23 protein-coding genes are annotated in these 20,225 nt (G+C 68.8%); 8 read left to right on the forward strand and 15 right to left on the reverse strand.

Going from position 1 to position 20,225, the window contains the following annotated elements; genetic code table 11:
• Positions 1–177 precede the first annotated feature (177 nt).
• The gene (locus tag ACYQ5L_RS18085; RefSeq protein ID WP_459958866.1) at positions 178–441 is read left to right on the forward strand and encodes a LysR family transcriptional regulator; all 264 of its coding nucleotides are present in this window, start codon (positions 178–180) and stop codon (positions 439–441) included.
• A gap of 13 nt (positions 442–454) precedes the next feature.
• On the opposite strand, the gene ACYQ5L_RS18090 is transcribed toward ACYQ5L_RS18085, so the two are convergent.
• The gene (locus ACYQ5L_RS18090; protein WP_459963459.1) at positions 455–925 is read right to left on the reverse strand and encodes a nitroreductase family protein; all 471 of its coding nucleotides are present in this window, start codon (positions 923–925) and stop codon (positions 455–457) included.
• 110 nt (positions 926–1,035) lie between these two features.
• Here ACYQ5L_RS18090 and ACYQ5L_RS18095 point away from each other — a divergent pair, with 110 nt between their 5' ends.
• A complete protein-coding gene (locus ACYQ5L_RS18095; RefSeq protein WP_459958867.1) occupies positions 1,036–1,404 on the forward strand; it encodes a nuclear transport factor 2 family protein in 369 nt (122 codons plus the stop codon).
• Positions 1,405–1,408: 4 nt separating this feature from the next.
• Here the strand turns inward: ACYQ5L_RS18095 and ACYQ5L_RS18100 are convergent, their stop codons facing one another.
• From ACYQ5L_RS18100 to ACYQ5L_RS18125, 6 genes are all read right to left on the reverse strand, one after another.
• Positions 1,409–1,942, reverse strand: a complete 534-nt coding sequence (locus tag ACYQ5L_RS18100) for a hypothetical protein (RefSeq protein WP_459958868.1) — start codon at positions 1,940–1,942, stop codon at positions 1,409–1,411.
• On the reverse strand, positions 1,939–3,060 hold the full coding sequence (locus tag ACYQ5L_RS18105; protein ID WP_459958869.1) for a hypothetical protein: 1,122 nt from the start codon (positions 3,058–3,060) through the stop codon (positions 1,939–1,941). Before ACYQ5L_RS18105 ends, ACYQ5L_RS18100 begins: the two co-directional genes overlap by 4 nt.
• A gap of 34 nt (positions 3,061–3,094) precedes the next feature.
• On the reverse strand, positions 3,095–3,538 hold the full coding sequence (locus ACYQ5L_RS18110) for a FixH family protein (RefSeq protein WP_459958870.1): 444 nt from the start codon (positions 3,536–3,538) through the stop codon (positions 3,095–3,097).
• Positions 3,535–4,962, reverse strand: a complete 1,428-nt coding sequence (locus tag ACYQ5L_RS18115; protein ID WP_459958871.1) for a hypothetical protein — start codon at positions 4,960–4,962, stop codon at positions 3,535–3,537. Before ACYQ5L_RS18115 ends, ACYQ5L_RS18110 begins: the two co-directional genes overlap by 4 nt.
• A 132-nt stretch (positions 4,963–5,094) precedes the next feature.
• Positions 5,095–5,739 (reverse strand): MBL fold metallo-hydrolase, encoded by a 645-nt coding sequence (locus ACYQ5L_RS18120; protein ID WP_459958872.1) that lies wholly within the window; start codon positions 5,737–5,739, stop codon positions 5,095–5,097.
• A 123-nt stretch (positions 5,740–5,862) separates the two neighbouring features.
• Positions 5,863–9,942, reverse strand: coding sequence for an AAA family ATPase (locus ACYQ5L_RS18125; protein ID WP_459958873.1), 4,080 nt, complete (start codon positions 9,940–9,942; stop codon positions 5,863–5,865).
• 192 nt (positions 9,943–10,134) lie between these two features.
• Between ACYQ5L_RS18125 and ACYQ5L_RS18130 the strand changes: the two genes are divergently transcribed.
• The 3 genes from ACYQ5L_RS18130 (at position 10,135) to ACYQ5L_RS18140 (ending at position 11,842) form a co-directional block, all read left to right on the forward strand.
• A complete protein-coding gene (locus ACYQ5L_RS18130) occupies positions 10,135–11,373 on the forward strand; it encodes a cytochrome P450 family protein (protein WP_459958874.1) in 1,239 nt (412 codons plus the stop codon).
• Positions 11,374–11,441: 68 nt separating this feature from the next.
• Positions 11,442–11,600 (forward strand): hypothetical protein, encoded by a 159-nt coding sequence (locus tag ACYQ5L_RS18135; RefSeq protein ID WP_459958875.1) that lies wholly within the window; start codon positions 11,442–11,444, stop codon positions 11,598–11,600.
• Positions 11,597–11,842, forward strand: coding sequence for a hypothetical protein (locus ACYQ5L_RS18140; protein ID WP_459958876.1), 246 nt, complete (start codon positions 11,597–11,599; stop codon positions 11,840–11,842). Before ACYQ5L_RS18135 ends, ACYQ5L_RS18140 begins: the two co-directional genes overlap by 4 nt.
• Positions 11,843–11,904: 62 nt before the next feature.
• Here ACYQ5L_RS18140 and ACYQ5L_RS18145 read toward each other — a convergent pair whose 3' ends face one another.
• Complete coding sequence (locus ACYQ5L_RS18145) at positions 11,905–12,288, reverse strand: hypothetical protein (RefSeq protein ID WP_459958877.1); 384 nt, start codon at positions 12,286–12,288, stop codon at positions 11,905–11,907.
• A gap of 99 nt (positions 12,289–12,387) precedes the next feature.
• Complete coding sequence (gcvH, locus tag ACYQ5L_RS18150) at positions 12,388–12,783, reverse strand: glycine cleavage system protein GcvH (RefSeq protein ID WP_459958878.1); 396 nt, start codon at positions 12,781–12,783, stop codon at positions 12,388–12,390.
• Between the two features lie 380 nt (positions 12,784–13,163).
• On the opposite strand from gcvH, the gene ACYQ5L_RS18155 reads away from it, so the two are divergent.
• Positions 13,164–14,795: an ABC-F family ATP-binding cassette domain-containing protein gene (locus ACYQ5L_RS18155; protein WP_459958879.1), complete on the forward strand. Its 1,632-nt coding sequence runs from the start codon at positions 13,164–13,166 to the stop codon at positions 14,793–14,795.
• Positions 14,796–14,981: 186 nt separating this feature from the next.
• Complete coding sequence (locus ACYQ5L_RS18160; RefSeq protein ID WP_067536715.1) at positions 14,982–15,233, forward strand: helix-turn-helix domain-containing protein; 252 nt, start codon at positions 14,982–14,984, stop codon at positions 15,231–15,233.
• 123 nt (positions 15,234–15,356) lie between these two features.
• On the opposite strand, the gene ACYQ5L_RS18165 is transcribed toward ACYQ5L_RS18160, so the two are convergent.
• The 4 genes from ACYQ5L_RS18165 to ACYQ5L_RS18180 form a co-directional block, all read right to left on the reverse strand.
• A complete protein-coding gene (locus tag ACYQ5L_RS18165; RefSeq protein WP_459958880.1) occupies positions 15,357–16,316 on the reverse strand; it encodes an MvdC/MvdD family ATP grasp protein in 960 nt (319 codons plus the stop codon).
• Positions 16,317–16,324: 8 nt separating this feature from the next.
• Positions 16,325–16,786: a hypothetical protein gene (locus ACYQ5L_RS18170; RefSeq protein WP_459958881.1), complete on the reverse strand. Its 462-nt coding sequence runs from the start codon at positions 16,784–16,786 to the stop codon at positions 16,325–16,327.
• 171 nt (positions 16,787–16,957) lie between these two features.
• Positions 16,958–17,374, reverse strand: coding sequence for an acyl-CoA thioesterase (locus ACYQ5L_RS18175; RefSeq protein WP_459958882.1), 417 nt, complete (start codon positions 17,372–17,374; stop codon positions 16,958–16,960).
• A gap of 138 nt (positions 17,375–17,512) precedes the next feature.
• A complete protein-coding gene (locus ACYQ5L_RS18180; RefSeq protein WP_459958883.1) occupies positions 17,513–18,010 on the reverse strand; it encodes a cupin domain-containing protein in 498 nt (165 codons plus the stop codon).
• A 71-nt stretch (positions 18,011–18,081) separates the two neighbouring features.
• Between ACYQ5L_RS18180 and ACYQ5L_RS18185 the strand changes: the two genes are divergently transcribed.
• A complete protein-coding gene (locus ACYQ5L_RS18185) occupies positions 18,082–18,588 on the forward strand; it encodes a MarR family winged helix-turn-helix transcriptional regulator (protein WP_459958884.1) in 507 nt (168 codons plus the stop codon).
• Positions 18,589–18,603: 15 nt separating this feature from the next.
• On the opposite strand, the gene ACYQ5L_RS18190 is transcribed toward ACYQ5L_RS18185, so the two are convergent.
• Together ACYQ5L_RS18190 and ACYQ5L_RS18195 are read right to left on the reverse strand one after the other, a co-directional pair.
• Positions 18,604–19,659, reverse strand: a complete 1,056-nt coding sequence (locus tag ACYQ5L_RS18190; protein WP_459958885.1) for a YncE family protein — start codon at positions 19,657–19,659, stop codon at positions 18,604–18,606.
• A 107-nt stretch (positions 19,660–19,766) separates the two neighbouring features.
• Complete coding sequence (locus tag ACYQ5L_RS18195; RefSeq protein ID WP_459958886.1) at positions 19,767–20,210, reverse strand: hypothetical protein; 444 nt, start codon at positions 20,208–20,210, stop codon at positions 19,767–19,769.
• Between the last annotated feature and the right edge of the window lie 15 nt (positions 20,211–20,225).

A 20,225-nucleotide genomic window follows, 5' to 3' on the forward strand; every position in this document is an offset into this window, starting at 1 on the left:
TTCACACGAGGGTTACCAGCGGGCAAACTCCACGGTGACCAACCGTCCACTTTACTCGGGCCGGGGTGTCTCACCTGGGCAGACCTGTGGGCACTCCGCTTCGATCAGACCATCCGGCCTGATGTCAGGGTGCACGCCACGCCCAGCCGCGATCGCACCGACCGATAGCGTTGCCGGGTGGAACTGCGACAGTTGCGGTACTTCCTCGCGGTCGCGGCGGAGCGGAACCTCACCCGGGCCGCGGAGGTGGTCGGGATCAGGCCGACCTCGTTGAGCGAGCAGATCATCGTGCTCGAGCGCGAATTCGGGATGGCGTTGTTCGTGCGCACATCCTCGGGCATGACCCCGACGCGGGCCGGTACGCGGTTGCCGGCGCATGCCCGGGCGGTGGTGGAATCGGCTCGGCGCGCCCGGGAACCGGTGCGGGAACTGTTCGCCTGATCCCGCGGCCGGATCAATCCCAGTGCAGGAGTTCGGCGATGGACAGGCGGCCCGTGGGGATCGCCGAAGGCGAGGAAATATCGGCCGGATAGCCGATGGCCACCGCATGTCCCGGCCGCCAGCCAGGGGGAAGATTCAGCAATGCGGCGACCCGGGACACATTGGGATCGGGGTGGAAGGTCGTCGGGCAGGTGCCCAGCCCGAGTTCCCGCGCGGCCAGGCAGATGGACTGGGTGACGCGGCCCATATCGAAAACCGTGTCGGAGAAGCTGTTTTCCACCGACGCGAGCACCAGCACCACGGGGGCCGTCCCCAGATGCACGGCATAGGCGCCGCAGCGGCTCAGCTCCGCCCGCCGCACCGGATCGGTGACCGCGACGAACCGCCACGGCTGGCGGTTGCGGGCCGAACCGGTCCAGCGGGCCGCGTCGACAATCTGCTCGATGAGCGCGCGGCACCGGGTCGGGACGGTATCGGCGGACAGCGCGCAGCGCTTTCAGCGATCGGTGCACCGCGGCCATCCTAGTAGCGGACAATCCGAGGAGATGAACCCCTGTTCCCGGCGGGTTCGGCAACGCCACCGAGGATGACGAAATGACAGCGCTGCATGCGGCTTTCGAGCAGCTCATCGACACCTACTGTGCGGCCTGGAGCGAGAGCGATCCGGCGATCCGGCGCGCGGTCCTCGAGAAGGTGTGGGCTCCCGACGCCACCTACACCGACCCCACGGTGCAGGTCACGGGCCTCGATGGGCTGCTCGCCCACATCGAGACCGTCGCGGCCCGCCGCCCCGGCGCCACCGTGCTGCGGACCAGCCGCGTCGACGCCCATCACGACCTGGCCCGCTTCGCCTGGCACGTGGTGCAGGCGGACGGCACGGCGCTGCCGGACGGCCTGGACCTGATCGAATTCACCGGCGACGGGCGAATCCGCCGCGTCGTCGGCTTCTTCGGACCGCTCTGAGCGCCTACGCCGCGACGGGCCGGGTGCGCCGCCAGGCGTAGCCGAGGAAGGCGATCAAGCCCAGCAGCGGAAGGCTGCTGAGGGTCCAGCTGAGCGCGAGCGGCGGTCCGGGCTGGGGGAGAACCGCCAGGTCACGCAGTTCGCCTTCGCCGCGGCCCTGGGGACCGTCGATGGTGAAGCGGAAGATCCAATTGCCCTCCTTGTTCAGCGACCGGACGTCCAGGCCCCACACATCGCGTTTGCGGGGATGGCGGGAGAGCGGTTCGCCGTAGCGGGTCTTGCCATTGGGCAGGACCTCGGTGAGAGTCCCGGACTTGTCGGCGATGCCGCCGTCGGGGATGAAGGTGAAGTCCAGTGATTGCAAGGCGCGCACGGGCCACTCGCTGAAACCGATGGTGAGGCCGTACGGGCCCGCCTGCACGCGTTCGGTGTGCACGATATTGACCGGTTCGTAGGCGGACGCGGTACCGGTCGTGGCCGTCAGGACAGTAATGAGGGCCAATACCGTTGCGGCGGTGGAGAACAGGCGCGCGATCATGCCCGGACCTCCGTGACCGGGGCGGTCAGGCGCAGCATGAGGCCGAAGCGGCGGCCGAGGAACCCGGCGAGGGCTCCGAGCGCGGCCGCGGCGATCACGGTGGCGATGGTGACCGCCGCGGGCTCGAGGCGCGAGTCGTAGATGATGACCCGCTGCACGGGGGCGAGGGCGGCGATGATCGCACCGCCGCAGGCGCCGGCCAGCGCCGGGAGCAGCCGCGTGCCGCCCGCGGACCGCCGCACCAGCAGATCGATCACCAGACCCACGGCGATCAGGCAGAACGGGATCAGCGCCGGTGTCGCGGGAATCACCCGGATGTGCTCGCGCAGCGGCAATCCCACGTAATCCGCATACGTGCGGGCGGCCCAGGGCGCGAACCACCAGAACACCGCCTGGATCGCCGAGGCGTACACCGCCACGAGGGTCGCGCCGCCCCGCACAAGGGCCGCGCCCACGATCAGCAGCAGGACCACCATGAACGCGGTGACGGCGACCGTCCAGCGGATATTGCCGACAGTGAGCTGCTGGACGGCCAGCGCGGTGACCGTGCTGTCGGTCAGCAGCTGGGCGAGCGCGAACAGGGCGATCAGCCGCCCCCAGCGCTGGGCGCGCGCCGCGGCGAACACGATCACGATGCCCACCGAGATGACCGTGCTGGACAGGAACAATCCGATGTGCGGCGGGGAATCGATGACCGCGTCGAAGCCGTAGACGCTGTGCCACCACAGATCCCACAGTCCGTACAGCAGGAACGACGCCGCGCCCAGGGCGGCGACCATATAGCCCAGCGGTGCGGTGAAGGTGCGGCCGAAGACGCCGATGCCCGGACCGCCGAGCGCACCGTCCACCCGTCGTCCGGCCCGCGCGGCCGCCGTGGTCGCGAGAATGACCGCGAGACCGGTGAATCCGGCGACGGCCGCGCTCGCGTAGATGAACAGGTGCGGCAGGGTGAAGAAGGTGTCCGGGCCGACATCGGAGTGCCACTGGATATCCCAGGTGGAGCCGATCCCGAACGTCGTGCTCGCCAGGAGCAGGATGGACGCGGGCAGCCACGGGCGCAGCGTGAACGGCGCGGCCGCGTCCGCGGTGAGCCCGCGGCCGTCAGCGGTGAGATCCATGCTGTTCCTTTCCTCGATTCGATTGGACTGCATGTCAGTTGGCCTGCGCGGAGAAGGTGGCGCTACCCGAACCCTGCGGTCCCGACAGGTGCACGGCGATCTCCCACTGTCCCGGCATGGGCAGGTGCACGGTGGCGCGATAGCGGCCGGGGGTCACGGTGCCGGCGATGGCGGGCGGGACGGCGTGGCCCATCTGCGGCATGGCGGGTTCCACCGACACTCTGTCCGGGGTCGCGGGAATGCCCTGCTGGTCGGTGATTTCGATGTCGACGGTGTTGTCGCCGGTGCGGGGCGCGCCGTCGGCGATCGTCAGCTGGACGAGATACGGGCCCGCGGTCATGCGCGGCACGGTCTTTCCGCCCGGGCTCGGCCACAGCCACCAGGCCGCCACCGCTGCGGCGATGAGCGCCGCCGCCACGAGGAGTACCCGGCGCGTCCTGACCGTGCCGCCCCTGCGAGGAGTGTCCGGCGCGGTCATCGTGCCGCTCCCGCGCGGACATCGACGGTGGCCGGCACCGTCAGCACCGAATAGCCGCGCTCGGCCTGCACCCAGACCAGATAGCGGCCCGGCAGTGGAAATGTGAAGGTGAACGGGACATCCGGGCCGTAGGCGGCGACCGTTTCGTCCGGTGGCTGCCCGCCCGCCGGGGGCAGCGGCGTCATGGCATGCGCATGCGCCCAGATCGCAGCGGTCCCGGCGGCCGCTCCCGGGGCGATATCGGCGGGCAATGGGCCGACCGCGATGAGGTGGCCGAGCATGCCGAGCCACGGCTGGAGGTCGGCCGCACCGCCGAATGTGGCGGTGAGCGTGGTGGGTTCGCCCGCGACCGGATCGCCGATGACGAGATCCGCCCCGGGCGGGGTGGGATCGGCTGCGCCGGGCGGCGATTCGCCGGTGATCGATACCGTGGACCGCAGCAGCTGCACGCCGCCGCCCCGGCGGGCGATCTCGGCGGCGATCGCGTATTCGCCGGATTCCGCACCGCCCAAGCCGACCTGGAACTCACCCGGGGCGGTGCGAATGGGATGGCGGTGCCACAGGCGGCCGGAGGGGCCGACGACCATCAGATGCAGCAGCGCGTCATCGTTCACCAGCAGATCGTCCACCGGACGCCCGGTGGCGGAGTCGGTCAGCGACAACCGGACCTCGGCGGGCCCGCCGCCGTCCGGCCGGTCGGCACGCACCGTCATATTCACCGGTGGGCGTGAGTATTTCGTGGTCAGCGGCAGATCGACCTCCGGATACGGGTCGCCGACGGTATCCGACGTGGGATCGAGCAGACTGCCCGCCGCGCGCGGCGGTGGCGTGCTCGACGACAGCACCGCACCCGTCACCCCGACGCTGAGCGCGGCGATCATCGCGCCCGCGGCGACCAGCGTCGGCCAGCTCCGCCGAGCCAGGACCGCACTGCCGAGAGCCACCAGCAGCAGTGCGCCCGCCGCACAGAATCCACCGTAAGCGGCTCGCTCCCACGGGGTTACGACCTGCGCCGCGACCACGAAGGGGATGCGGGCCGTGCGCTGGCCATCGGAGACGGTCAACTCCCACGGCCCCGCGTGCACCACCCGCAGCGTCGCTGGATACGGCCCTGGCCGGTCGCCGAGTTCGACACTGGCGGAAGATGTTTCACCAACCTGATCGGTCGGCGCGGCGGTGAGTGTGAGGGTCCCCGCTGCGGTACCGCTGTGGGCCACCACATCCACGCGCAACGGCCCCGGCACGGGCTGGGCCCGCCGCACGATGACCGTCAACTCCCGATCGCCCAGCGACTGGGCGACCGAGAGATCGGCGCCGCTCGCCATCCCATCGGCGCGCACCGGCGGAGCGGTCACCAGCGTCGCGCCCAGCGCGAACGCGCCGAGCACACCCACCACCAGCCAGCCGCGCAAGCGAACGATCAAGGGCCACCGCATTATTCCGAAGGTACCGAAATCGCGGCGGCCAGAAATCCGACCTGCGGAGGATGCCGGAATGGGGCCTTACCGGGGTAAGGTCCGGCTCCGGCGCACTCGGGTGCGGCCCCGGCACCCCGCTCAGGGGGCGATTTGCTGCCCGCTCAGCAGACCGCGCCGCGCCTCGTCCACGGCGTCCGGCCAGGACCCCTCGTTCAGCTCGGTGACGCCCGATTCGCCCATGAAGGCGCTCGAAACGATGACCTCCGGGTTGAGCTCGGCGAGCACGTCGAGGGTCTCCAACAGCGCCTCCCGGTTGCTGTGGCCTTCGATATATCCTGCCCACCAGCCGTTTTCACCCCGCACGATGGTGTCGCCGGTGAACAGATGGCGGCGGCCGGAGACAGTGGCCAGATAGACGGTGCTGCCGGGCGTGTGACCGGGGACCGGAATGACCTCCATATCGCCCAGCGCCGTATGACGTTCGGTGAACGGATCATCCACCGTGGTGGTCTGGACCAAGTGCGCCTCGGACCCGTGAATATGCAGCTTCGCACCGAACCGCTGCTTGATCGTGGCCAACGTCGAGGTGATCTCGTCCTGATGGCTCAGGTACTGGTGGGCGACGCCGCCCAGCTCGGCCATCCGATCCAGTTCACTTGCCAGCGTGGTGTTGTAGAACAGCACATTGCCGTCCGGACGTGTCCACAGATACGCACGGGTGGTCAGCCCGGGAAACGGGTTCTCGGTCTCGGTGACCCACAGGTCGGGGGAGATCTGCTCCATGGTGTGCTCCTTCCGCGGTGGCCTCACGGCCACGGATTTCGCTGTCACCGATAAGGCGCGAGATGCGATCCAGCAATGCGAGATCCGGGTGAGACCAGACGTTCGTGCCCAGCTGCGGCCTGTTCAGAGCGCCCAGCGAATGTCACGCGTGGGCTGATAGCGGCAGACCAGACCGAGCGAAACGCACGCACGCAGGTGCTCGCCCAGCTCGGGATGCCCGTGGTCGATGCGCCGCAAGGTATCCCGTATGCGGGCCGACACGGTCTTGCGCGCCCGTTCGCCCTCGTCGCCGAGTCGCCGGGTACGCCCGGCCAGTCCGGCGGCGCGGCGCAGTTCGTCGAGCAGAGCCGCCCGCTCGGCATCGAGCGCGGCCGCGCGCCGGTCGTCATGGCGCTCCGCGGCCCGGTCGATCTCCTCGTCCAGCCAGTGCAGACGGCGCCGATACTCGGCCTTGGCCCGCTCATCGAGCACCGCGTCCGCACCGAGCCGCCGCGCGGCGCGCGCGGTGTCGTCGATACCGCCGAGCAATTCGAGCGCCGCGACATCCTGCCCCGGATGCGACAGCAACATGTGCAGATCACGCAACCCCTTCGCATCCGGCAGATGCTGCGTGCGCCCCGCGAACCGCAATGTCCACACCGCGTCCTCGAGGCGAAAGACATTGTGATCCGGCTCGATAGCCGAATGCGCCCGTAGCGCCGCCGACCGCACCGGCGACGCGACCCCGGAATCCAGCCGCGCCAGTTCACGTTCCGCCGCCTCCGCCCACGGGGCCGCGCGCAGCCGCCGCGCCGAGGCCATCGCCGCCGTGAATTCCGCTGCGGCGGTGGCAATATCCCCCTCCGCCGCGGCAATCCGCCCGAGCCAATAGGAGTAGGGCCCGTACACCGCGCCGCCGCCCGCCACCACCGCCCACAGCTCACCCAACGGCTCCAGCACCTTCCGCACAGCGGCCCGCAGCCCGGAATCATCCAGCACGACAGCCGCATACGCGAGCGCCACCAACGGCCCAGCATGAAAATGCCGCGGATAATTCTCGAGTAACGCCCACACCCCATCCACCCCACCGCGCACAGCCTCGAGATCCCCCCGCCGCGCAGCCCCGACCAACCGCGGCACAGCCGGATACACCCCACCCAATTCGCGATACCGCACGAGCACGATGTCCGCGTCCCCGCGGAGACCCGTCACATCGCCCCCCTCGCCCATTCCGCCACCACCCGGATCGCGCGCATCGCCGCCCGGGGGTTTCGCGTGGCCGTCGGGGCTCTGTGTGTCGCCGTCGAGCTGCGGTGGGCTGCCGCCCGGGGGTTTCGCGTGGCCGCCGGGGCTCTGTGTGTCGCCGTCGAGCTGCGGTGGGCTGCCGCCCGGGGGTTTCGCGTGGCCGTCGGGGCTCTGCGTGTCATCGCCGAGCTGCGGTGGGCTGCCGCCGAGGTGCGTCGTGTCGCCGCTGAGCTGCGCTGCGTCGCGACCGAGGTTTGTTGTGCCGCCGCTCGGGCTGTCGGCGTCGCCGCGGAACGCTGTTGGATGGGCGCTGGTGCTGCTTACGTCGCCGTCCATCCCGTTCGTCTCGGCGCGCGGGGTGTTCCTGTCGCCGCTCGGGCTGTTCGCTTCGTGGTCAAGGTGTTTCGCGTCGCCGTCCGGGCCGCTCAGGGCATGGCCGGGGTCGTCCGCGCCCAGATCGGCGGTCAGGGCCAGGACCCATCGTTGTTCCAGCCACAGCGGCATGCGGTCGACTTCTCCGATTCGCTCGCCCAGGGCGTACGCGGCGTCGATCGCGCGGGCCGCCTCGTCGAAGCGACCGGCCAGGGTGGCGAGCGCGCCGGCGCGGGAGCGGGCGATGAAGCGCGGGCGGGGCAGTCGCGTGCGCTCGGCGTAGGCCATGAAGTTCGCCTGTTCGGTGTGGGCGCGTGGGTCGCCGAGTTCGAGCAGGGCCGCGATGCGCAGGACGAAGCCTTGGACTCGGAGGTCGTCATCGTGGCTGCGGTCGGCGACCGCCCGGATTTCCTCGGCCAGGGCGAGTCGCCGCGCGGCGGTGCCGGGCCGCCAGAGGGCGTCATGCCTCGCCACCAGGCTCAGGCCCAGTGCGTGGTCGTCGCCGGAGGCCCGGGCCAGCCGGACGGCTTCGGCGCTCATGGTTTCGGCCGTCCGCGTCGAATCCGCGGGCTGCCGGGAGCGGCCGGTATGCACCCGGACCCGGCTCGCGGCAGCGAGCAGGCGCACCGCCAGCGGATCGGAGGGCGGACGCTCCCGGGTGAGCAGGCGGTGGGCTTGGTCGACGAGTTCGATCTCCTGTTCGGCGCGACGTTCCGGGTCGGGCATGCCGAGTTCGTGTAAGCCGAGCGCGGCACGAGCGAACAGTTCGGGTTCGGAGTGTTCGCGGGCCAGTCGCAATACCTCCCGGTAGGTGCGTCGCGCCTCGGTCAGATCACCGGCGTCGTGCGCGGCGGCGGCCAAGTCGAGCCCGAGGCGCCCACGCTGCGCGAACTGCCCGACGGGCACGAGCGACAGCGCACGGCGCAGATGCGTGGCGACCTCACCCGCCGCCATGCGGCCGCAGGCATCCGCCGCGGCGGCCAGCAGGTACCGCAACGCTCGCTCATCCGCGGCCGGGTCGCCCGAGTGCGCCGCCTGATACGCATGCTGTGCGAAATCGCCCGCTGTCGCGCCGGACAATTCACGAGGCAGCCGCTCCAGTGCGGCCAGCACACCTTCGTGCCCGGACCGCATCGCGGCCGGACTCACCCGCCCGAGCAGTGCCTCCCTGATCAGATCGTGCACAAAGGCGAACCGCCCGTCCCCGCGCGAATTCACCAGCCGCGCACGCACCGCCGCAGCGAACGAGGCCGCGAGGTCGACCGGCGCGATGCCTCCAGCCGCGGGCTCGGCCTCCGCTGCGGAGAGCACCCCTTCAGCGGTCGCGGGCGCACGTTCCGCTGCCACGGACGCGGTCCCTGCCGCCGTCGGAGCAGTCACTGCTGTCGTGGGGGTGGCCTCGGCTGTCGTGGGGGTGACCTCGGCCGTCGTGGGGGTGGCCTCGGCCGTTGTGGGGGTGGCCTCGGCTGTTGCGGGGGTGACGTCGGCTGTTGCGGGGGTGACCTCGGCCGTCGTGGGGATGACCTCGGCTGTCGTGGGAGCCTCTGCACCTGGCGCGTGGGTGGGCTTCGTTGCGGCCGTTGAGTTCACCACGGTCGGCGCTGTCCCCGCTGTTGGCGCATCCTCTCTCGTGGCGGGTGAATCCCCCGCGGCGGCACCGCTGTTCACCGGCGCCGGTGCCAGCGATATCGCGGCGGCGACCACCGGGATCGCGAATTCCCGGCCCACGAATGCCGCCGTGGTGAGCGCGTCGAGCACGCGCTCCGGAAGTGGCGTGAGCCGGGCCTCGAGGGTCTGTCGTACGCCCGGCGTGAGGGTTTCGATCGAGCTGCCGGCATGCCAGAGACGGGCGGTCTGTTCGGCGAGGAAAGGATTGCCGCCGGTGAGTACCGCGATGCGGGACACCACGTCGGCGGGCACGGGACCGCCCGTCAGCAGTGCGGCCAATTCGCCGACCTGGCTGCCGGTGAGGCCGGTCAGTTCCACGACGCGCGCTGTCGCCCACAGTTCGGCGAAAGCCTCGTGCAGCGGGTGTTTTTCGGTATCGACCTCGGTGTCGCGGACGGCCGCGACCAAGGCGATGCGCTCGAACCAGGAATGCCGGGCAACGAAGGTCAGCAGCTTCACCGATTCCGGGTCGGCGCGGTGCAGATCGTCGATCACGACGATAACCGGTTGTTGTTGCGCGGCGGCGCACAAGGCGGTGGTTACGGCGTCGCCGATCCGGAAGAGGTTCGTGTTCGGCTGTGCCGCAACCGGTTGGGCGGATCGCGAGGTGCGGGGCGGCGCGGGATCGTCGGTCAGGATGGACAGTGCGGCGCCGGCGGCGTCCGTAATGGCGGTCCACTGGCCCGGATCGCACATGCCGCGCAGGCGGCGCAGCACCTGCAACCACGGCCAGAAGCCGGGAACGCCGTCGCCGCTCCACGCGGTGGCCGTCAAAACCAGTGCGTCGCGGTCGAATTCGCCGACCATCTGGGTGATGAGCGCGGTCTTGCCGATGCCGCCTTCGCCCGCGACCAGGATCAGTCCGCCATGGCTGGATACGGTGCGGCGCAACTCCTCACGCAGCACCGACTCCGCGTTCTCCCGGCCGATCAGCGGCACTCGCCCTCCTCGAAGCTGCTGTTCGAAGCCTATCGGACCGCGCCGTGCACGCGCCGTCCCGATCGCCCGCGAATCGAACCCGCGAATATCGGCCCGCGCGGGCGCTGGCATCGGTAGTGTGTGCTCGTTCCACGTCCGGGATATGCGGTGGTCGGCGCGGGTTTTTGTCGTTCACCGCATGGAGCTCACTCGATGCTGGATCCCATCCCCGCCCGCGCCCCGCAGGCCCCGTTCGACGAGTTCGGTCCGCGCGTGCCGCTCTACACCCCGGAGTTCGCCGCCGATCCGCACCGGGCCTACCGGGAGATGCGGGCTCGGTTCGGGGCACTGGCTCCGGTGGAACTGGCGCCCGGGATTCCCGCCACCCTGGTGCTCGGATATCGCACGGCGGTCCGCATTTTCAATGATCCGGAGCGTTTCCCGGCCGATCCGCGCACCTGGCAGGAAGGGGTGCCCGCCGACTGCCCGGTGCTGCCGATGATGCAGTGGCGGCCGAACGCCCTGCGCAATGCGGGCAATCTGCACGCGCGCTATCGGCAGACCAATACCGCGGGCCTCACCGGCATCGATCGATACCGCCTGCAGGGCACCGTGGCGCGGGTCGCGGTGTCGCTGACCAATTCCTTCTGCGCCACCGGTTCGGCGGATCTGGTGCGCGACTACGCTTTTCCGCTGGCGTTCAAGGTGCTGAACCACCTGCTCGGCTGCCCTGCCGATATCGCCGGCCAGGCGGCGGAAGGCATGCGCGCCATCTTCGAAGGCGTCGGCGCGGGCAATGGCAACAAGCTGCTCATCGACGCCCTGCAGCGCCTGACCCTGTACAAGCGCGCCCAACCCGGCGATGACGTCACCACCCGCATGCTGCACCACCCCGCCGACCTGACCGACACCGAGATGGTGCACCAGCTGGCCACCCTCTACGGCGCGGGCATCGAGCCGCAACAGAATCTGATCGTCAACACCCTGCTGCTCAGCCTGACCGACGACCGCTTCGGCGGCGGCGTCCTGGGCGGTTCCCTCTCCACCCGCGACGCCCTCGACGAGGTCCTCTTCGACGACCCGCCCATGGCCAACTTCTGCATCAGCTTCCCCCGCCAGCCCATCCTGGTGGACGACCGCTGGCTCCCCGCCCACCAGCCGGTCGTCATCAGCATGGCCGCCTGCAACGCCGATCCGGAAATCCGCACCGGCCAGATCTCCGGCAACCGCTCCCACCTGGCCTGGGGCGCCGGCCCGCACGCCTGCCCCGCCAGCTCCCTGGCCTACCTCATCGCCCAGGAAGCCGTCGACCAACTCCTCGACGCCCTCCCCGAAATCCACCTGGCCGTCCCGATCGGCGAATTGACCTGGCGCCCAGGCCCATTCCACCGCGCCCTGACCGCCCTGCCCGTCACCTTCACCCCCTCCCCGACCCTGCCCGAGCCGATCTGATCGGGCGCGCATCCACGGTGAGGTGACCGGGCCAGCAGACACCCCGCCCGGGAACGCTCCCCGCGAGCGTGATCCGGTACCTGCGCGGCGGCCACGTCTACGCCCAGCTCATCCGCTTCGCCCTGGTAGGCGGCGTCAGCAACGCCGCCTACATCCTGCTGTTCCTGGCCGTCCGCGGCATCGGCCCCTGCTCGCCAATATCGCCGGATCGATCGTCAGCACGGTGATCGCCAACGAACTGCACCGCCAGCTCACCTTCCGCGCCGCCGCCCGGGGCGGCTGGCTCACCGCCCAGTGGGAAGCCGGCGGACTGGCGCTGTTCGGCCTGCTGCACAGCACCGCGGCCCTGGCCGCCCTCGACCTCTGCGCACCCGGCCTCGGCGAATTCGCCCGAGCCGGCGCCATCACCGCCATCATGGCGGCAGTCGGTGGCCTGCGCTTCCCGGCCCTGCGCGGCTTCGTCTTCTGAAGCCTCGCCGAGACGCCCGAGCCGACGGCGCACCCGCTCGGGGTGATCGCACGACGATCACGTCAGAAGTAGCCGGTTCTGCCGTCGGCATCCATCCACTCGCCGCGAGCGCCGACGACCCAGTCGTCTATGCGGTCGCAGGTGGCGTAGGAGTAGTTGCCTATCGATGCCCAGGAGCCCGCCTTGCCGTAATAGAGACCTGGCGCGTGAAACTGCTTGCAGGTGATGTGGACCCGGGCGCTGCCGACTCCGGAGCTGCATTTGGCCTTGCGCCCGTCGAGGTCGGCATAGGAGTGGTCCTCGACCGCGCAGCCGGTCGGTGGCGGCCAGCCGGCGTTCGCGGTCGCGGCCGGGACACCGGCCATGGCGGCTGCCATGGTTACGGCTGCGGTCAGGTGGATCGCGAGCTTGGTCGCTGAGACGCCGTTGAACTGAAAATTCGACATGAACCGGACAGTAGGTGCGCTGTTCGCTATCGGCCGATGGATTCGGTTGTGGCCGAATCCATGTCGAATATCCGGCGGGGCCGGTTGTTATGCCGGTCGCTATTCGGAGGCTTCCTCGGCGATGTAGTCCTGATACTCGCTCGCGGAGAGCAGGTCCGTCGGCGCGCTCGCGTCCGTCACGGTGATCTGCACCAGCCAGCCGTCGGCGTACGGGTCGTCGTTGATCTGTTCGGGTTCGGATTGGAGCGAGTCGTTGACGGCGGTGACCGTGCCGGCGAAGGGCATGTACAGCTCGGAGACGGCTTTGACTGATTCGACCGATCCGAAGGGCTCGGCGGCGTCGTAGGTTTCGCCGATTTTCGGTAACTCGACGAACACGCACTCGCCCAGCTGTCGTTGTGCGTAGTCGGTGAGGCCGATGGTGGCGTGATCGCCCTCGAGGCGGGCCCACTCGTGATCCTTGGTGTAGCGCAGTTCGTTCGGAATGGTGGTCATGGCGAACTACCTCCCACTGGCAGCTGCTCGGATCGCGGAAGTGGGCGTAGGCGGAGAGCTGCCCTGACACCCGGGCCGAAACCATTGTGGCAGAGGCGGTCCGGCGACATGCCGGAAAAATCGCGGCCGCGTGCGTGACGTCGCCGCGTCGCTCGAGGGGCGTGTCGCGAGTGACCACGGAGTCGCCTCCGGGCAGTGACCTGCGCCACGGCCGTGGCGCGTCATCGCAGGACCGGGGCGGGAGGCGGTGCGGCGTCCGGTAACGGGAGGTGTGCTCGATTCGGCTTCCGGGTGCTCACGCCGGTAAAATGGGTGGTTCTTGTGTGCCTGCTGGCGGCACAATCGGATCGTTTGTCACCACCGATATCGAGGAGACCCTTGTGATCACCGCGACCGACCTGGAGGTCCGGGCCGGAGTCCGCACTCTGCTGACGGCGCCGGGCTCGGCGCTGCGGGTGCAGGCCGGCGACCGGATCGGCCTCGTCGGCCGCAATGGCGCCGGCAAGACCACGACGCTGCGCATCCTCGCCGGCGAGGGCGAGCCGTATGCGGGCAAGGTGATTCGCTCCGGAGATCTCGGATACCTGCCGCAGGACCCGCGCGAGGGCGATCTCGATGTGCTCGGCCGCGACCGGGTGCTGTCGGCGCGCGGCCTGGACAAGCTGATCCGCGATATGGAGAAGCAGCAGGCCATCATGGCCGAGGTCGCCGACGACAAGGAACGCGAGCGGGCGGTCCGCAAGTACGGCCAGCTCGAGGACCGCTTCTCCGCGCTGGGCGGCTATGTGGCCGAGAGCGAGGCGGCCCGCATCTGCAACAGCCTCGGCCTGCCCGATCGCGTGCTCGCCCAGCCGCTGCGCACCCTCTCCGGCGGTCAGCGCCGCCGTATCGAGCTGGCGCGCATCCTGTTCGCCGCCTCCGACGGCAGCGGCGGCAAGTCCGACACCACGCTGCTGCTCGACGAGCCCACCAACCACCTCGACGCAGACTCCATCAACTGGCTGCGCGGCTTCCTGCAGAACCACGACGGCGGCCTCATCGTCATCTCCCACGATGTCGAGCTGCTGAACGACGTCGTCAACAAGGTGTGGTTCCTCGACGCCGTGCGCGGCGAGGCCGACATCTACAACATGGGCTGGAAGAAGTACCTCGACGCCCGCGCCACCGACGAGCAGCGCCGCGTCCGCGAGCGCGCGAATGCCGAGAAGAAGGCGTCCGCGCTCAAGCAGCAGGCCGCCAAGCTGGGCGCCAAGGCCACCAAAGCCGCTGCGGCGCATCAGATGGTCAAGCGGGCCGAGCGCATGCTGGCCGAGGCCGATGAGGTGCGCGTGGCCGACAAGGTGGCGCGCATCAAGTTCCCCGAGCCCGCGCCCTGCGGCAAGACGCCGTTGATGGCCACCAACCTGACCAAGCTCTACGGGTCGCTGGAAATCTTCACCGGCGTGAACCTGGCCATCGACCGGGGCAGCCGGGTGGTGATCCTGGGCCTCAACGGCGCGGGCAAGACCACCATGCTGCGCCTGCTCGCCGGGGTCGAGACGCTGACGGCCGGGCAGATCGATCCCGGCCGCGGCCTGAAGATCGGATACTTCGCCCAGGAGCACGACACCCTCGACGATCAGGCCACGGTGTGGGAGAACATCCGCCATGCCGCGCCGGATGCGGGTGAACAGGATCTGCGCGGCCTGCTCGGCGCGTTCATGTTCTCCGGCCCGCAGCTGGATCAGCCCGCGGGCACGCTCTCCGGTGGTGAGAAGACCCGTCTGGCCCTAGCCGGACTTGTCTCTTCTGCCGCGAATGTCCTTCTGCTGGACGAGCCCACCAACAACCTCGACCCGATCTCGCGCGAACAGGTCCTCGACGCGCTGCGCTCCTACGCCGGCGCGGTCGTCCTGGTCACCCACGACCCGGGCGCGGCCGAGGCGCTCAACCCCGAACGCGTGATCATGCTGCCCGACGGCACCGAAGATCACTGGTCGCAGGATTATCTGGAGCTCATTCAGCTCGCCTGACGCGCACCCGTCGTCCGCGATATCGCCGGCCGCGCTGCCGCGGACGACACCGCGCGGGTTGCGCTGCCCCGACGCCGATTTCGCGAACCGCGCAGTCTCCGTGATTCTCATCACAACATTTCGTTGATCACAGCCATCCGAGTATCTAACCTGGAATAAGGCGCCCACGGCGACTCGGAGGAAGTCATGAGTGACAGGCCCGGACAGGGTAAAGCCGTATTGGGTAAGGGCACGCGCGTGACGGGAAAGTCGCGAGACCGCCTGCAATCCCAGTTGAAGAAGCAATACGAGGCGGGGGCCAGCATCAGGTCCCTGGCCCGGGAGACCGGGCGGTCGTACGGCTTCATCCACAATGTGCTGGTGGAGTCGCATGTGCAACTCCGCAGCCGCGGTGGGGCCAATCGGCGGAAGTCCACCGCCAAGGCGAGCAGCAAGTAGGCTCGTCGCCCTGAACTTGCGGCGAGAATCGTTGGACACTCCGCGATTTCGCGCGCCGCGAGGCGGTGTTCGGACGGCGGTCGATCGTGTGCGTGCGGCGGCGAACGGGTGCCTGCGCCGATATCAGTGCGGCACGGTGCCGTCGCCGAACACCAGTAGGTTGGCCAGGCTCTCGAAAATCGGCAGACCGGTTTTGATTTCCAGATAGGCGAACTGCCCCTGCGGGTTCACCTCCAGGAACCAGAACTCGCCGTCGCGGCCGACCCGCAGATCCAGCACGCCGAAAGCCAATCCCAGCGTGCCCATCAGGGTGGTCAGGGATTTGCTCACCGAGGCGGGCAACCGATCGGCGGTGAAGGCCACCGAGGTGTCCAGGCGCGAATCCACGCGTCCCACACCGGCTTGCGAATCGATCCGCACCACCCACTCGATCCCGTCCACCCACACGACGCGCAGATCGCATTCGGCGTGGATGTAGTCCTGGAAGATGGTGGGGGAGTTGCGGATCGTGGGCAGGCGGGGGATATCGGCCGCGGTCACGATGCGCGTCTCGGTGAATGTGCCGCGCCCGGTGCCGGTGCGCTTGTAGACCACCGGACCGGGGCGCGACTCGAGGAAGGCGCGCGCCTCCTCGACATCATTGGTGATGAGCGTTTCCGGCACCGCGAAACCCGCGCGATAGGCCGTCTCCAACTGCACGATCTTGCGATTGGCGGTGCGGTCGGCGCCCGGATCGTTGACCCACAGCGCGGGCATCGACCACAGCAGCCCCTGCAGGAAGCCGTCGCATTCGGCCTGCCGGTAGGCGTCGTCCTCGCCGCTGGTGCCCAGCGGCACCCGGCACGGCTGCGGCCGGCGCCACCACACCGCGGTGACATCGTCCAGGCCCAGCACATGGGACAGGCTGCGGGCGGTGCCGTCGCGGCCGAGCCGGAAAGTGCCGTTCTCGCGCGGGAAGTCGCGCATATCGAGTCGAATCGGGCTGTGCGCGTGCAGTTTGCGCAGGGTGGCGGCGAGGGCGTCGCCGTGCAGGTCGTCGGATTCGGTGACCATGAGCACCGATCCCGTTGTGCGGGCGGCCATGCGGGAACTCAGTCCAGGCTGTCGCAGGCGGCGCCGTCGTCGCTGCCGTGATGCGAGCGGGTCTGGCAGCAGGTCATGGTGGCGCCGCCGATACCGGGACGCGTGGTCAATTCCAGTGCGCGCGCCCAGATTTCGGTGAGCTCCCGTAATTCCTCGTCGCCGCGGGCGGGGGTGTGGTCCTGCGGAATGGTCAGCGGGCGGTCGACGAGCTCGATGCGCCGCGGGACGGTGAAATCGGCGGTGGCGCCGGTACGCACACGCACCAATACCGGGCGACCCTCGCAGAAACCCTGCGTGGACTCAATTTCCCAGTCGGTGAGATCGATAATGTCGGCGCGGCGGAAGGTCCAGGTGCCGTCGCTGACGCGCACGCTGATATGCCGGTCGGTGGCGGCCACGAGGTAGCCGGATAGCGGTGCTGCGATGCCTGCGACACTGGTCCAGGCAGGTGGGCGGAGGGCGCCGGTCATGCTGAACTCCGATCTGCTCGGGATTTGCTACGAGGCCGAGCGTGATCTGAATCATATCCCCTGACCGGGGGAGTCCGGTTCGCAACGAAAGATTTCCGCTACTCCGGCAAACTCTGCCGGAGTCCCGGAAACCGCTACGGCCGAAAGTTTTTCGACAGCCCTCGCCCGCGGCTAGAGGCCGAGCACCTCGGGGGAGTCCGACAGCGAGCGGAACACCTCGGCCGGATTCGGAACGAGCTTGCGCGCCTTCAGATCCATGAGTCCGGTCACCACGTCCACCTGTGCGGATACGGTGCCGTCCAGTTTGCGGATCTCCTGGCGCATCTTGAAGACCTTGCCGCCGGTCCATTCGAATTCGCAGCTCACGGTGACTTCATCGCCCAGATGCAGCTCGCGGAAGTACTTGATGTTCGTTTCGAGGACAACCGGCCCCACGCCACTGGCCACCAGCTTCTCGCCGGGCGCACCACTCGAGCGCAGTAGCTCCCACCGTGCGTGTTCGGCGTACTGCAGGTACACGGCCTGGTTCAGATGACCGTTGATATCGAGCTCATAACCGCGCACGGTGACGGGAACGGAGAAAACCATACAACCACCAACCTGTCGTCCGGGGCGTCCATTCCTCATTTTCAGTGGTCTACGGCACAATTCCGGCGATTGCCAGGCTACCCCGGGCAATTCCGGTCGCGGAGGCATTGCCCCGGGTTGGCGAGGTTGGCCGGAACATTACCGCCGGTTCGCAGTGCGCTCGGCCCACCAGCGCGGCGCATCCACGAAATGATTGTCGAACTCCTCCTGGGAGGCCGCCAGATCCTCGAAGGTGGCCTCGCCCTTCCTGATCCGATCCAGCAGCCGGAAGTATTCGAAGCGCTCCACGCCCGGTATGAGCGCGATCATGATCTTCGCCGCGCTGTCCGGCGTCGCCCCGAACGCGTGCGGCATGAATTTCGGCACCACGATCGACCCGCCCGCGCCCACCGTGACGATACGGTCGCCAGCAAGTAGCTGCAGCTCGCCATCGGCCACATAGAACAGCTCATCGGACTTCGTGTGGTAGTGCGGCGCAGCCCCATCCGCGCCCTGGGCCATGGTGACCTCGAGTGTGCTGACCGTGCCGCCGGCCTCGTTCGAATCGATGAGCAGGCGCACGCGGGCGTTCTCGTTCCCGAGGGTCTCGGCCTCGTGCGGCCGGCGGATGGCGACCTGGCGAGCTGTGATGTTCATGGGAAGCTCCGAATTATTCGGTGGTTGATAGTTCGGTACCGAACTATACGGCATCGAATAGAATCCTGTCCATGGGTGAGATGAAGATCGATGCGGTCGACGCCATCGCCGCACAGTGGCGGCGCGAACGACCCGACCTGGACCTCGAGGCCATGGCCATCATCGGCCGCCTGGGCCGCCTCTCGGTCGTGGCGGGCAAGGAGATCGAGGCGGTCTTCACCGCCCACGGCCTGCAACGCGGCGAATTCGATGTGCTCGCCGCGCTGCGCCGCTCCGGCGCACCCTATGAACTCAACCCGTCGGTCCTCGCGGACACCCTGATGCTCTCCCGTGCCGGGATGACCGGCCGCCTGGACCGCCTGGAATCGGCGGGTCTGGTCCGCCGCGCCGCCGACGCGGGGGACCGGCGCGCCATCCGGGTCGCCCTCACCGACCGCGGCCTCGAACTCGTCGACCTGGTGGTCACCGAGCACACCGAGAACGAAACCCGTCTGCTCTCAGTGCTTTCCGCGAAGGACCGCAAGGAACTCGACCGCCTGACCCGCCTCCTGCTCGCGGACCTGGAGGGCCGGCAATAATGTGCGAGCTCGTCGTCAGGGCGTGACGACGAGCAAGTTGTTCCCGGCGAGGACGTAGGCGCGATGGGTCACCGGGTCGATCACGGTCGGCGTTCCCCTGCCCGTGGCATCGCCCAGGCACACCAGGTCCACGCTTGCTCCGCGGATGGGATCGACGAGGGTGAGAAAGCCGCTGGAGCACGTGCCCAGCGGGTCGAGCCCGTTCACATACGCGTTGGTCACGTAGACGGTTCCGGTCGAGGTGTCGAACGCGATGTCGTGGCCCAGCTTGCGGGAGCGCACGGTGGCGGTGACGGCGCGGGTGTTCAGGTCGACGATGGTCAGAACCGTGTTGTACGGCGTGATGGCGTCCTCGTGCGGATCATCGTTGGTCGCATACAGTTTGCCCGCGTGCACCGCGAGCCCGAGCGCGATCGTGTCGATGGTGCCGGTGCGCGTCCCGGTGACGCCGTCGAAGATCCACACCCCCGAATATCCGGAAACGTAGACCGAGTGCGTGTCCCGATCGACCGCTATGGGACCCGGTGGAGCGTCGAGCGCGAATTCGCCGGTGACGGACCGGGTATCGAGATCGACAGCCACCACCGACTGCGGAGCGCCGTCGTCCCCGGCCGTGACATACAGTGCGCGAAGTCCCGGATCGATCGCCATGGCGCCATTGGATTCCCGGCCCAGTGGCACGATGCCAGTGGTCTGCCGCGTGACCGCGTCGATCAGAACGAGGTGCCCCTTGCCCGCCTGGTCGTTCACCGCCATGACCAGCGTGCGACTCCGCTCGTCGACAACCAGTCCAACGGCGGTCCAGTCATTCGCCGCGGCCGGAATCGTGCCCTGCACAGTGTTCGTGCCGAGATCGACGACCCGCACGCTGCCGTTCAGATTCGCGACGAACGCCGTACTCCCGTACAGGGCAATGTGCTCCGGATTTTCCCCAACGGCAATGCTGTCGCTCACGTACGGCCGGGACAGCCCCCCGCCGTCGGCCGACAACGAAAGCTCCCGCGTCACCTCGATATTCGTCGCCGCAACCCCCGCGACCGCGAAGAGCACCCCTACAGCACCGACAATCACCCATTTTCGAAAATGGCTGCCCGGCAAACCATTCCCAGGTCGATACATTCTCTGCCTCTCACACCTTCTCTCCTCGCGGTGTGAATCCTATCCCGTGTGAGGGCGGGTTATCGGATGCGCTGGTAGGCCCAGGCGGTCCGGAAGCGGATCACGAATCCGAGCAGGACGAAGGCGAGGACGCCGCTGCCGAGGTCGGTGACGTAGGTGGCGATCAGCGCGAGGTGGCGGAGGCCGGTGGCGGGCCAATCGACGGCGAAGAATCCGATGCCCTGGAACAGCCAGGTGGGCAGCACGATCCAGAAGACCCACGCCTTGTTCCATACCGCTGCGATGCCGAGCGCGTTCAGGAGGAGGAAGGCGAATCCTACTGTGCGGTAGGCGAGTAGCCATTGGTCGACTTCGGCGGGTTCGATGTCGGTGCGCGCCAGGAGGACTTCCGGGGTGACGTAGCCGAGGACGAGGGCGGTGCCGACCGTGGTGGCGACCGAGTAGACCGACGTGATCCGCTGTAGCGGTTTGGTCCAGACGGTCGCCTCTAGTGAGCCGCGCATTCGTCGACGCTAGTG

The organism is Nocardia sp. IFM 10818 (genome assembly GCF_054655275.1).